Genomic DNA, 12,646 nt, shown 5'->3' with positions numbered 1-12,646 from the left:
AAGAACAATATAAAAGGAAACTAATTAGTGGCGATATCTGTCGCTGGCGGTGTTAGGCCAGGTAAGGTAATAGAGTTAGAACACAAATTGTTAACCCAATTGATTGTCGGCAAGCAAAAATCATCGTCAATGTTTGATGAGATTGATAAAGAGCTTGAAGGCGATGCCAACAAGCTTGATATTGAACGAGAGGCCGTTTTAGCACGGCTGGCAAAACAGATTGAGGCGCGTAAAGTCTTTGAAGCGGTATCAGGTCAGCTAGTGCATACAGTGACAACTGCCTTGGATAATCAACTCGCCACACCTGAGAGTTTGTTAGCAGGGTCAGGGATCAGCGCAGCGCAACTCACGCTGTTTGAGTTGATCAGCCACGAAACACTCAATATTAACCGCATTCGCCCCTTAATAGCCGACTTGCCCTGGCTCGAGCGTGATCTCACTAACCTAGTTAATAGCCCAGCGTTTCGTCTCAAGCGCTCGCACCGCTCAGAAGTGAAAGTAACTGATCTTAAGTTGGTGCTGAATTTTATCGGTATTGATAACCTACGCACGCTCATTCCATACTATTGTCTACGTAATTGGTTACCCTCAGGTCACGCTCACCTGTTATGGACGACACGTAAATTATGGCGTTATGCCATGATAACTGGCGTCGCGGCCAAAGCATTGGCTAAGCTTCATGAGGCTGACGAAGCGTTTATCTATACCAGCGCTTTGCTGAGCATGTTAGGCACCTCAGTTGTGTTAAATAACGGCGCGAAAGTGTATGAGACTACCTGGGGTACCTGGCTAAGAGAAGCCAGTGCTAGCCGCGATAAAGAGCTGCACGATGCGGTGCTCGCCACTGAGTTTCCCGCTAATGATATATATCATTTGGTGTTGTCCCACGGAAATAAACTCAATTGGCAGCTATTAGAGCTATTAGACTTTGCTGCTAGTCCACTGACTCAGGTGCAAGCAGAGCTAGATAATAACCTCAGTTTTGCCGAGCTTTCGGCTGCGGCGAAGTTGGTGGCCAAAGCGAGCTGTTTTGCTAAGGTACTGATGCTAGAAGAGATGCGTCAGTTGGAGCCAAAGGAAAAGCGGCTTATGTTCGATTACTACGAACTTAATGAACAAGAAGTGATTCGCCTCAAAGGGCAGAATTATCGTAAGCTCGACCTTTATTAGCCATTGATGTAGCACCTCGAAGGCGAGGTGCTTAGTCTGTGGTTGAATTTTACTCTGTTTACAGTTTTGTCCTGGCTTTGTCAGTAATTTTTCCTACTACCTATGCATATTCTATGCATTTTTAATAAAAAAAGGTTCAAATAACTTTTTTTATGACTATTTATTCTGTAAACCCCCGATATAAACGCTTGTATAACACCTAAGTGCAAATCTTTATGCAGTTAACATGCGAACTCGATCGGACTTGAGTGCAAGAAACTGGTATTTTGATCACATTTTAGTTATTAATGTCACTTAACCGATATAAACAACCGTCGTTATCACAGGCAAACTTCTTGGTACAAGGCGGGAATACTGGCGTTTAGCGCCATTGTTAATAATGAAAGGATGAAAGGTATGAGCGTGAACAACAACCTAACTAGAGCCCAATTTGATGAAGTCATGGTGCCTAATTATGCGCCTTCGGCTGTCATTCCTGTTCGTGGTGAAGGTAGCCGCGTTTGGGATCAGGAAGGTAAAGAGTTTATCGATTTTGCCGGTGGTATTGCCGTTAACTGTCTCGGTCATTGTCATCCAGCGCTAACGGCTGCGTTAGCTGAACAAGGTAATAAGCTTTGGCACCTTTCTAATGTGATGACCAATGAGCCTGCATTAGCACTAGCGACCAAGCTAGTTGATGCAACGTTTGCTGACAAAGTTTACTTCGCCAATTCGGGTGCAGAAGCTAACGAAGCAGCACTTAAGCTTGCTCGTCGTTACGCTCTAGACAAATTTGGTGCAGAAAAAGATCAAATTGTAGCGTTTGATAAAGCATTTCACGGTCGTACTTTCTTCACCGTAAGTGTGGGTGGTCAAGCGGCATACTCTGATGGTTTTGGCCCTAAACCACAAAGCATTACTCATATTCCGTTTAATGACATTAGTGCACTTGAAGCGACTATTTCAGACAAAACTTGCGCGATTATGCTTGAGCCATTGCAAGGTGAAGGTGGCATTATTGATGCAGATCCTGAATTCTTACGTGCCGTTCGTGCGCTTGCAGACAAGCACAATGCATTGGTCATTTTTGATGAAGTGCAAACAGGTGTTGGCCGTCTAGGTGAGCTATATGCTTACATGCGTACTGAAGTGGTACCGGATATCCTTACTACCGCTAAAGCACTGGGTGGTGGATTCCCAATTGCTGCTATGCTGACGACTAACGAAATTGCTACTCATCTTAAGATTGGTACTCATGGTTCTACCTACGGCGGCAACCCGCTAGCCTGTGCTATTGGTAATGCTGTGCTTGACGTGGTCAATACGCCAGAAGTACTTGAAGGTGTGAAAAAGCGCGAGCAATTACTGCGTGATGGCCTGAATGCTATCAATGAAAAGCACAATGTATTTAGTGAAGTTCGTGGTCAAGGCCTACTCATTGGTGGCGTAATGAATGACGCTTACCAAGGCCGTGCTAAGGACTTTCTTGTGGCAGCTGTCGGCGAAGGTCTCATGACTTTGGTTGCGGGTGCAAACGTGATTCGATTCACCCCATCATTGGTGATCCCAGAAGCCGATATTGCTGAAGGACTAGCTCGATTTGAGCGTGCTGTAGCAAAAGTTGTAGCGGGCTAAATGATATTAAAGCGCAGCATCAGTCTGCGCTTTTTTATGTCATTGTTTGTAAGCGGTTTCTACAGGTTAAGCTGTGCTTAGCTTGTAGGCTGTTTACGCTGAGGAGAGTCTAAGATGTTAATTATACGTCCCATTCGCTCATCTGACTTTGAAGCACTGTATCAAATTGCAGAAGAGTCGGGCCATGGGTTTACATCGCTACCGGTAAATGAAGCGCTGTTAAGAAGCAAAATTGAACGCGTAGAAGCGTCATTCAACAAACAGGTCGACAAGCCGTTTGATGAAGGCTACTTGATGGTGCTCGAAGATACAGACACGGGTGAAGTCGTCGGTACATGTGGTTTAGAAGCCGCAGTAGGCATGGAAGATGCTTTTTATCATTATCGACTCGGTACCGAGGTCTATCATTCAGAACAGATAGACGTGCGTAACGAAGTTGAAACCTTGACCTTATGCCATGACTATACGGGGGCGGCTGAGCTTTGTACGCTGTTTTTACGTGCATCATATCGTAAGAATAATAATGGTCGCATGCTATCGCGTAGCCGTTTTTTATTCTTGGCACAGCATGCTGAGCGCTTCGGTCAAACCGTGATTGCAGAAATGCGTGGTGAAAGCGACCAAGACGGGAACTCCCCGTTCTATGGTTGGCTGCAACAGCACTTCCTCGGTATTGATTTCGTCCAAGCCGACTATTTGTCGGGCTTAGGTCAAAAAGCCTTTATGGCTGAAATGATGCCAAAAAATGCGGTATATGTGTGTCTGCTGCCTGAAGAGGCACAGAAGGTGATTGGTGAAGTTCATGCCAATACACGTCCCGCGTTAAATTTACTGCAAGCTGAAGGTTTCCGTTGTCGTGGTTACGTCGATATTTTTGACGGCGGGCCAACGGTGGAGTGTCAGCTACAAGATATCCGCTCAGTGCGAGAAAGCCGATTGCTCACGGTCAATATTGGCGACAGCAATGGTCAAGGCAGTAAATTCATTATCTCAAACACTCAATTAGCGAATTATCGTGCCACATCCGCAACGCTGGATATCAGCGAAGACAGTGACAATGTGACGATTTCAGCCGAACTTGCCCAGGGATTAATGGTGCAACAAGGCGAACAAATTCGTGTATTAGCTTTGTAGGAAAAATCATGACGCAATTTATTAATGGCCAGTGGGTTGCCGGCCTAGGTCACGATGTGACCTCAACAAACCCAGCAAATCAACAAGTTATTTGGCAGGGTAAAACTGCCACGCCAGCGCAAGTTGATACCGCAGTTAATGCCGCACGTGATGCCCAGTTTGACTGGTTCATGTTAGGGCTCGATGCCCGTATTGCCATTATTGAAGCATATCGTAGTGAACTTGAAGCCAATAAAGCAGAAATTGCCGAGGTGATTGCTCAAGAAACCGGTAAGCCACAATGGGAAACGGCTACTGAAGCTGGCGCGATGATTGGTAAGATTGGTTTGTCGATTGCGGCGTACAATAAGCGCACTGGCACCAGTGAGAACGACACACCAGCAGGTCGCGCAGTATTGCGCCATAAGCCTCATGGTGTAGTTGCGGTGTTTGGCCCTTATAACTTCCCAGGGCACTTGCCTAACGGTCACATAGTACCGGCATTAATCGCCGGTAATACTGTGGTATTTAAGCCATCAGAGCTTACGCCTAAAACGGCGGACTTAATGGTGAAGTTGTGGGAAAAAGCGGGCTTACCAGCCGGTATCATCAACTTAGTCCAAGGTGAAGTTGAAACAGGTAAAGCACTGGCATCACACCCTCAAATTGATGGTTTATTCTTTACCGGTAGCTCACGTACCGGGCATATTCTACATCAGCAGTATGCAGGTGACCCAGGTAAAATTTTGGCACTTGAGATGGGCGGCAATAACCCACTAATCATCAAGGGCGTAAGCGATACCAAAGCTGCCGTGCACGATATTATTCAGTCTGCATACATTTCAGCGGGACAACGTTGTACTTGTGCTCGTCGCCTCTATGTTGAGAAAGGCGCTGACGGTGATGCGCTTATTGCCCAGCTTGTTGCAGCCATCAAGCAGATAAAAGTCGCGCCATGGGATGCACAGCCACAGCCATTTATGGGGTCAATGATTTCAAGTACGGCTGCCAAAGGCATGGTTGAAGCACAGCGTAACTTAGTCAATCTAGGTGGTGACGTGTTGGTTGAGTTGCAACACCTTGACGCTGATACTGGCCTGGTTTCTCCTGGTCTGATTGATGTGACGCAAGTGATAGAGTTGCCAGATGAAGAGTATTTTGGTCCACTATTGCAGGTGGTTCGATATACGGATTTTGATGAAGCGATTAAGTTGGCTAACAACACGCGTTACGGGTTATCAGCTGGGATTTTAGCTGACAGCCGTGAAGACTATGACTACTTCTTAGCGCGTATTCGAGCCGGTATTGTTAACTGGAATAAGCAGATCACCGGTGCTTCTGGTGCTGCACCATTTGGCGGTATTGGCGCTTCTGGTAATCACCGAGCCAGCGCTTACTACGCCGCTGACTATTGTGCTTATCCGGTAGCATCAGTTGAAGCTGATGCGGTTGCACTGCCTGCTAACTTAAGCCCAGGCCTAAGTATTTAATCTTTGAAGTTGGGGGGAGCCGCGTCAGCAGCTTCCCCTTTTTGTACAGGATGCTGACTAGCTATAGCTGTACTTATATCGTGATAAATAATAATACCTGCCAGAGTACTGGCACACGATGCCGTTAAGGAACAAATGATGCACACAGATATTAACAAGCTATTTGAATCACTATGGAATGATTACGTCGAAATGACGCCTTCAGCAGGGAAAGTACATCAGTTGCTTTCACGCGGTGAACAGATCATTAACGACCATATTGCCCTACGAACTTTTAATCTGGCTAAAGTGAACTTAGATGTCCTTGCTGCCCACTTTGAGTCTTTAGGCTACGTTGCATGTGGCGACTATAATTTTGAAGCCAAAAAGCTCAAAGCAAAGCATTTTGAACATCCCGATACCACGCAGCCAAAAGTCTTCATTTCGGAACTATTGGTTGAAGAATTTAGTCCACAACTACAGCAAGTTGTGCAAAGTTTGATTGAGCAAGTTGATAGCGCAGCGACCACCGCTGATGACTTCCTTTATTCTGGCCGTCACTGGCAACTTGATTTTGCCACCTACCAAAGCTTACTTGCAGAGAGCGAATATGCGGCTTGGGTGGCGGCATTTGGCTATCGTGCAAACCACTTTACGGTTTCAATCAACCACCTACCGGGTTACAACACCATCTATGAAGTTAACGATACCCTTAAAGCGGGTGATTTCGTGCTTAACAGTGCTGGTGGTGAGGTAAAAGGATCCCAAGAGGTATTGCTTGAGCAATCATCCACCATGGCAGACAAGATTGAAGTTACCTTTAGCGATGTCAGCAAAGAGATCCCAAGCTGTTTTTATGAGTTTGCTTTGCGTTACCCTAAAGCTGATGGTGAGCTTTACACCGGCTTTGTTGCAGCATCTGCAGATAAGATTTTTGAAAGCACCAATGCAAGCTAGCATGGGGTGCCCGTTATAAAAAAAGCCAGCTTATCGCTGGCTTTTTTTATGCTTTGAACTCCAAGGTCACCTTTAAGCCACCTAATTCGGTGCTGTGTTCAAAGGCCAAGTCAATTTGATACTGCTCTGCAATGTCTTTGACAATGGATAGACCGAGACCATGGCCCATGGTGTCTTCGTCGAGTCGCTTACCGCGGTTAGTCAGTAGAGCCAGTTCATGGCTCTCCACCCCTGGGCCATCATCTTCTATGCATAGGCGTATGCCTTGCTGCGTGTCGGCACAGACGCGAACCTGGCTTGCTGCCCACTTATGAGCATTATCCAGTAGGTTGCCAATTAGCTCCATGCCGTCTTCACGGTGAATTGGCAAACGGCTAATCGCGCTTGGAATATCAACCTGGCAATCAATGTCTTTGTGATGGTGAACTTTGGCTAACGTTTGGCATAAATCGAGCAAATCTTTGGGTACCTGCATTTGCGCAGCAGGTAGCATATCACCGGTGATCCGCGCCGCGGCCAATTTACGCTCAATCATCTTGTGGATATGATCTAATTGCTTTTGCATGGCAATGGCTGCATCAGGATCTCTAAGCCCAAGGGCTTCTACTTGCTGCTGCATGACCGCTAAAGGTGTTTTGAGACCATGGCTCAGGTTGCCCAAGTTATTGCGGCTACGCTCTATCTGCTTGCTTGAATAGACCAGTAAGTCATTATAGGTGGTGGCCAGAGGTTGCAGCTCTTGTGGGATTTTATCCACCTCTAGGGAGCTAATTTCCCCCTCACGCAGCTTATTGAGTACCAACTGCATTTCGTTGACCGGTTTAAACGACTGTCTTAAGACTAAAATGATGCCGGTGATCATGGCTAACAAAAGCGCTAAATTGATTCCCAGCTTAGTGCCGTAGATTTGGCTAAAGACTTTGCGGCCGATACTTAAGTCTTGGGCAACGGTAATGGTAGCGGGCAGGGACAAGGTTTCAGTACTCAGTCCCAAAGACAGCAGTTGGATATCGTGATTTTGCGGGCCTTTGGTTTGCCACACGCGGGTTTCACCAGCAGCGAGTACTTTTACATCGAGGCGTTGATCCCACAGTGAGCGCGAGCGCAGCTCTTTGCCCACAATATTGAGCTGAAAGTAGCGTCCAGAATAAACAGGATTATAAAAACTGGAGATTTCGCCCTGGTCGATGTAGATCTCACCGTTCTCATACTCAACGGCCATCAACACTTGCTCAAGGTCTTCTTCTAAACGATCAATGATTGAGTCATGAAACGCTTGCCGTAGCATGGTTTCAAATAATACCAATCCGGCTAGTGTCGCAATAATCACTAAGCCTGTTAGCCACAGGCTTAGCTTGCTGCGAATTGAAATCATGGTTACTTATTAAGGCCGTGAAAAATATAGCCTTGACCACGACGGGTCTCAATGGCGGTTTTGCCTAGTTTCTTACGTAGATGAGTCACATAAACTTCAACGACGTTACTTTCTTTCTCGTCGTCGAATTGATAAAGCTTGTCGGTCAGTTGTGCTTTGGATAACAGCTTTTTAGGTGACATCAAGAAGATTTTAAGCAGGCGGAACTCCATTGCAGTGAGTTCGAAAATGGTGTCATTTACCTGCACGCTTTGCTGATTTTCATCTAAGGTCACGCCTTCGAAGCTCAGCTCTTTGCTAGGTGTATTGGCTTTGCCGTGTGCGCGGTGGATAAGCGCATGGATACGGACTAACAGTTCTTGGGTATGGAATGGCTTGCCTAGGTAATCATCGGCGCCAGCGTTAAAGCCTTCCACTTTCTCGTGCCACTGACTGCGCGCGGTAAGCATAATCACTGGTGTATTAATGCCTTGGTTACGCCAAGTTTCTAATAACTCCAAGCCATTACCGTCAGGCAAACCAATGTCTAAGATGACGCAGTCATAATTGGTCTCTTTGATTAAATAGTCCGCTTCGGTCGCTTTATCGGTCACGTCAGTGACGTATCCCGCTTGCTTTAATTGCTTTTCTAACTCTTCGACTAGCAGGGTATTATCTTCAACGAGCAGTAATTTCATATTACCTTTTCACCTTTGCTTCAATGCGTTATCTAATTGTGGTCGGCCTAACATATTGACGTTAATCTCACTCAGCATGTTATGAGTCAGTGCCGATGTCAACTGGTAGGGCAATTACTAGGCATTATACCTGTTTAACCGCAAATAGGGCAGAGGTGTGTTGCTAAAGCGCTATCTAGATAACATGTTTTATCTATCGAGATAGTATAATACCAGTCAGTATAAAGATTTGATCGCTCAGCGAGAGTTTAGCCGCTTTGAGGTAAGGCAAGGAATGAAGAGCATAGTCATTCTACGTTCAAGTTTTGGTATATCACTACTCGCTGGGGCGACAGCTGCTGGGGAGTTTACTATTGGGCTGGAGTGTTCCGGTTGAAGCATCAACAATAATGGCGGCACGGCTGCCACGAGTCGACTTTATTTTTAGCTCGTAGACCCAATGACCTTGATACTGAAATAGGTTGGCATCAAGTAGCTTACCGGCGCAAAAGTTTTGCACCTGAAATAGGGTGATATCAAGGGGTAAGATTTTGCCTGCGGAGACGAGATCTTTGGCTTGATTATGTTCGAGTTCGATTAACGAAGTGGCAAACGTCGTACTGGATACGCAGAACATAAGCGCAATCAAGCTACGAAAAGCGGTGTTTAGCACTAGCGTTCTCCAATAAAAAAGTGGCCTGAGATTAACTCAGACCACTTTATCGAAGATCTATTAAACCTAACTTAATGTTAACTTATCGTGTACCGTACACTACGATAGTTTTACCGTGTGCTTGAATCAGGTTTTGCTCTTCAAGCATCTTTAAGATACGGCCAACGGTTTCACGAGAACAACCTACAATTTGACCAATCTCTTGACGAGTGATCTTAATTTGCATGCCGTCTGGATGAGTCATCGCATCAGGTTGCTTAGCTAGGTGCAGTAATGTTTGTGCAATACGGCCTGCAACGTCTAGGAAAGCTAAGTCACCTACCTTCTGGCTAGTGCTTTGTAAGCGGTAAGCCATTTGCGAAGAAAGCTTCATTAAGATTTCTGGGTTAACTTGAATGAGCTGCTTAAATTTCTTGTAAGAAATTTCTGCAATCTCACATGCCTGTTTAGCACGTACCCATGCAGTACGTTCAGCTTGTTCTTCAAACAGACCAAGTTCACCAATGAAGTCACCTTGGTTAAGGTAAGACAGGATCATCTCCTTGCCTTCTTCATCTTTAATTAGCACAGCCACAGAACCTTTGACTATGTAATATAGGGTGTCAGAGTCTTCACCAGCGTGGATCAATGTGCTTTTGGCTGGATACTTGTGAATGTGACAGTGTGATAAAAACCATTCCAAGGTTGGATCCGGTTTCGGCTTACCAATCAGAGCCATGCCTGTGTTCCTCGACAGATTAATTAAAATACAAGAATATGCTAAATAAGCAGTTTACGTCAATCAGGCCTTAAAAAACTTGATAGAAGTCTGATTCCTGTGAACGACAAAGGCGTAAACAGCTTAAATCGATGGTTGGATATTTTGATACATTAGCAATATATGTCAACCAATACCGTCTAAATGCATAATTATTGAGGAAACTATGCAGGTCAAATCACATTCGACGCTTTAGTGAGCCTAGCTTATGGCGGCTAAATTTTCAGTTCTTTACAATCTAATGCGTATTTTTCTCGACTTTGCTATGGCATTCTTGCTACGGTGCTGGGAGTCGTGTAGTTACTAACACGATTTACACCCGCTTACAAAAATTGAATGAATAAGCAAAAGCGTGTGTCGAATAGCAAAAAAGTAAACCAAAGGGCTGGGAGATAAGTATTGTGAATTGTCGTTCTTTAATCATGAGCTTAAGCATCATTTGTGGTGTAGCCGTTTCAAGTCATGTCCAAGCATTTTCTTTACCGCAACCCGCGAGTGAAATTAAAGCCAGTAAGTTAGCTCATATTGAGCTGCGTGCTAATCATGGCGATGCCGAAGCAGAATTTTTATTGGGCTTGATGTATTTATCAGGTCGATTTGTGACAGAAGATAAGCCTTTGGGAATGCAGTGGATGCAACGTGCTGCAGAGCAAGGCCATGATAAAGCCCAGCAAACATTAGCGGACTTAACTTTTGAAGGTAACATTGTAAGTCGTGATTTAGCCACGGCAGAGCGCTGGTACCTATCGCTTAGTGAGCAAGGTAATAAGTGGGCGGAATTTCGCTTAGGCTTTATCTATGCAGCAGGCGGTGAAGGTGTTGAGCGTAATTGCGGCAAAGCGGTTGAGCGTTTTAATGCCGTAGGTGATGATGTGTCGCGCGGCAATGTTGCCTGGATTCTTGCAACGTGCCCAGAAGCTGAATATCGCAATGGCACAAAAGCGGTTGAGATTGCCCAAAGCTTAGTTGAATCTAACGAGCAAGATCCGACTAACTTAGACAACCTCGCTGCAGCCTATGCAGAGCTAGGTGATTTTCAGTTAGCGATTCAAACCCAACAAAAAGCCATTGATGCATTAAAGCAGACTGCGGAGATCAATCGCTCAGATGAGTTTGAGCAGCGTCTGCAAACTTATCAGTCTAAGCAACCTTATCGCGAAATTATCCCCTTAGGTCAGTAATTGACTTAACATGCAAAACTAAAGGAGCTACGGCTCCTTTTTTATTTCCTACGCCTGGCGTTTGGCAGCGTTTATTGATTTGGTTAAGCCAGCCGGAAACGGCATGGGTTACGGTCAATACTGGGCTTTTAAAGCGATAGTATTGTAAATAAATGGTTGTAAAATTGTAGTGATTTTCAGCTTGAGAGGTATAGCTAAATACAAGCGAGATGGGGTGAGTTTTGCTGACAACAAAGAGGTAAAACTAGGTAGAGAATAAGGCATCGGGCAGCTAGCAAACTCAAGGAAACAAACAGATCAAGATGGGGGAATTCACTCCCAAGAGTAAGCTAACTTATCAGTCTTTCGCCTGAAATCCCGATAAGATGAAGTCTACGCGATCATACTTAAATGAAACTTAAGGTTAACTTAGTGTTGCTGAGAGCGATTACTCATTGTCGAGTGATAATAGCTGCTGACGCTTCTCCATTAGATCACGGATTAGCGGCGTAAGAATTAGCTCCATTGCCAATGACATTTTACCGCCTGGTACCACTAGGGTATTAATGCGCGACATAAACGCGCCATCAATCATCTTCAGGTAGTAGGGAAAATCAACGTTGTTGATACCGCGGAACCGAATCACCACAAAACTCTCATCTAAGCTTGGGATGGTTTTGGCGCTAAAGGGGTTGGAGGTATCTACGGTAGGGACACGTTGAAAGTTAATATGGGTACGTGAAAACTGCGGCGTCATATGATTGATGTAGTCATCCATACTGCGCACAATCGACCCCATGACTTTCTCTCGACTATGGCCTCTGTCGGAGGTGTCGCGAATGATCTTTTGGATCCACTCTAGGTTGACGATAGGCACCATACCAATCAGTAAATCCACATGCTGCGCCACATCGTGATCATCGGTCACCACACCACCGTGTAAGCCTTCGTAATACAACATGTCGGTATTATCAGGTAAAGGCTGCCATTGAGTGAAAGTGCCCGGCATCTGGTTAAAAGGTACCGCTTCATCGAAGGTATGTAGGTATGCGCGTGTCTCACCTTGACCCGTGGCACTGTAATCGGCAAAACATTTGGCTAAGCGCTCAAAGTCATTTGCTTCAGGACCAAAATAGCTAATGTTGCCATTTTCGCTTTGTGCCTTGCGGATCATCAACTCCATTTCTGGGCGGGTGTAATGGTGAAAGCTATCCCCTTCAACTACAGCGGCATTAATGCCTAGTTGTCTGAATATATGACTAAAAGCTGTTGTAGTTGTGGTGGTACCTGCTCCTGAAGAACCGGTCACCGCGATGATTGGATGTTTAGCTGACATGTCATTACCTAGGTCGCGCGTTTCGCGTTTAAAGACACCTTAAATTGCGTATCAATGAATAGATAGTTATACGGCACACGACTACATAAGGTCAATGGAAGTGGCCGATATAGTTTAATTATTGATGGTATCTGCCTGTGGCCGAATCGCTATCGATTCCTGCTCTTCACTGTACTCAACCACCAACTCTCCACGCTTTAGCGCGAGCATACACTGGGCAATGGCTTGTTGTAGCGCGGTTTCATCTAAGCTTGCAAAACTGCCATCTTCTAACTGGGTGAGTAGATACTCTTTGACCATATTGTCGAGCGTAGTTTTAGGCAGCTGCTGCAGCGCATCGAAAGGCACTAACATGATGTAATCATC

General features: G+C 45.4%; 12 protein-coding genes. 6 read left to right on the top strand and 6 right to left on the bottom strand.

The genetic code is table 11. The annotated features are described in order from the left end of the window. The first annotated feature begins 27 nt into the window (after positions 1–27). The 5 genes from FLM48_RS18280 to FLM48_RS18260 all read left to right on the top strand — a co-directional run bounded on the left by FLM48_RS18280 (position 28) and on the right by FLM48_RS18260 (position 6,323). A complete protein-coding gene (locus tag FLM48_RS18280; RefSeq protein WP_179025653.1) occupies positions 28–1,170 on the top strand; it encodes an HDOD domain-containing protein in 1,143 nt (380 codons plus the stop codon). Between the two features lie 396 nt (positions 1,171–1,566). Beyond that, positions 1,567–2,784 (top strand): aspartate aminotransferase family protein, encoded by a 1,218-nt coding sequence (locus FLM48_RS18275; RefSeq protein WP_179025652.1) that lies wholly within the window; start codon positions 1,567–1,569, stop codon positions 2,782–2,784. Positions 2,785–2,898: 114 nt separating this feature from the next. Next, positions 2,899–3,918, top strand: a complete 1,020-nt coding sequence (astA, locus tag FLM48_RS18270) for an arginine N-succinyltransferase (RefSeq protein ID WP_179025651.1) — start codon at positions 2,899–2,901, stop codon at positions 3,916–3,918. Positions 3,919–3,926: 8 nt separating this feature from the next. Then, on the top strand, positions 3,927–5,387 hold the full coding sequence (gene astD / locus FLM48_RS18265) for a succinylglutamate-semialdehyde dehydrogenase (protein ID WP_179025650.1): 1,461 nt from the start codon (positions 3,927–3,929) through the stop codon (positions 5,385–5,387). A 138-nt stretch (positions 5,388–5,525) separates the two neighbouring features. After that, positions 5,526–6,323, top strand: a complete 798-nt coding sequence (locus FLM48_RS18260) for a DUF1338 domain-containing protein (RefSeq protein ID WP_179026426.1) — start codon at positions 5,526–5,528, stop codon at positions 6,321–6,323. 46 nt (positions 6,324–6,369) lie between these two features. Here the strand turns inward: FLM48_RS18260 and FLM48_RS18255 are convergent, their stop codons facing one another. From FLM48_RS18255 to crp, 4 genes are all read right to left on the bottom strand, one after another. After that, a complete protein-coding gene (locus tag FLM48_RS18255; protein WP_179025649.1) occupies positions 6,370–7,698 on the bottom strand; it encodes an ATP-binding protein in 1,329 nt (442 codons plus the stop codon). Positions 7,699–7,700: 2 nt separating this feature from the next. Continuing rightward, positions 7,701–8,375 (bottom strand): response regulator transcription factor, encoded by a 675-nt coding sequence (locus FLM48_RS18250; RefSeq protein WP_179025648.1) that lies wholly within the window; start codon positions 8,373–8,375, stop codon positions 7,701–7,703. A 316-nt stretch (positions 8,376–8,691) separates the two neighbouring features. Next, positions 8,692–9,027 carry a PepSY domain-containing protein gene (locus FLM48_RS18245; RefSeq protein WP_256870973.1) on the bottom strand — a complete coding sequence of 112 codons (336 nt, stop codon included), beginning with the start codon at positions 9,025–9,027 and terminating at the stop codon, positions 8,692–8,694. 82 nt (positions 9,028–9,109) lie between these two features. Then, on the bottom strand, positions 9,110–9,745 hold the full coding sequence (gene crp / locus FLM48_RS18240) for a cAMP-activated global transcriptional regulator CRP (protein WP_011864391.1): 636 nt from the start codon (positions 9,743–9,745) through the stop codon (positions 9,110–9,112). A gap of 440 nt (positions 9,746–10,185) precedes the next feature. On the opposite strand from crp, the gene FLM48_RS18235 reads away from it, so the two are divergent. Then, positions 10,186–10,965, top strand: coding sequence for a sel1 repeat family protein (locus tag FLM48_RS18235; protein ID WP_372847166.1), 780 nt, complete (start codon positions 10,186–10,188; stop codon positions 10,963–10,965). A 427-nt stretch (positions 10,966–11,392) separates the two neighbouring features. On the opposite strand, the gene FLM48_RS18230 is transcribed toward FLM48_RS18235, so the two are convergent. Then, positions 11,393–12,280: a phosphoribulokinase gene (locus FLM48_RS18230; RefSeq protein ID WP_028774566.1), complete on the bottom strand. Its 888-nt coding sequence runs from the start codon at positions 12,278–12,280 to the stop codon at positions 11,393–11,395. Between the two features lie 114 nt (positions 12,281–12,394). Continuing rightward, positions 12,395–12,634, bottom strand: coding sequence for a YheU family protein (locus tag FLM48_RS18225; protein ID WP_179025647.1), 240 nt, complete (start codon positions 12,632–12,634; stop codon positions 12,395–12,397). Between the last annotated feature and the right edge of the window lie 12 nt (positions 12,635–12,646).

Source organism: Shewanella sp. Scap07, from assembly GCF_013394145.1.
Lineage (GTDB): Bacteria > Pseudomonadota > Gammaproteobacteria > Enterobacterales > Shewanellaceae > Shewanella > Shewanella waksmanii.
The sequence above is the reverse complement of the archived record's forward strand: the minus strand, read 5'-3'. Positions and strand labels throughout refer to the sequence as shown.

Excerpts from the sequence above, each read along its gene's own strand:
- FLM48_RS18275 (WP_179025652.1), top strand. The coding sequence starts at position 1,567 with ATGAGCGTGAACAACAACCTAACTAGAGCCCAATTTGATGAAGTCATG.
- astA (WP_179025651.1), top strand. The coding sequence starts at position 2,899 with ATGTTAATTATACGTCCCATTCGCTCATCTGACTTTGAAGCACTGTAT.
- astD (WP_179025650.1), top strand. The coding sequence starts at position 3,927 with ATGACGCAATTTATTAATGGCCAGTGGGTTGCCGGCCTAGGTCACGAT.
- FLM48_RS18260 (WP_179026426.1), top strand. The coding sequence starts at position 5,526 with ATGCACACAGATATTAACAAGCTATTTGAATCACTATGGAATGATTAC.
- FLM48_RS18255 (WP_179025649.1), bottom strand. The coding sequence starts at position 7,698 with ATGATTTCAATTCGCAGCAAGCTAAGCCTGTGGCTAACAGGCTTAGTG.
- FLM48_RS18250 (WP_179025648.1), bottom strand. The coding sequence starts at position 8,375 with ATGAAATTACTGCTCGTTGAAGATAATACCCTGCTAGTCGAAGAGTTA.
- crp (WP_011864391.1), bottom strand. The coding sequence starts at position 9,745 with ATGGCTCTGATTGGTAAGCCGAAACCGGATCCAACCTTGGAATGGTTT.
- FLM48_RS18230 (WP_028774566.1), bottom strand. The coding sequence starts at position 12,280 with ATGTCAGCTAAACATCCAATCATCGCGGTGACCGGTTCTTCAGGAGCA.
- FLM48_RS18225 (WP_179025647.1), bottom strand. The coding sequence starts at position 12,634 with ATGTTAGTGCCTTTCGATGCGCTGCAGCAGCTGCCTAAAACTACGCTC.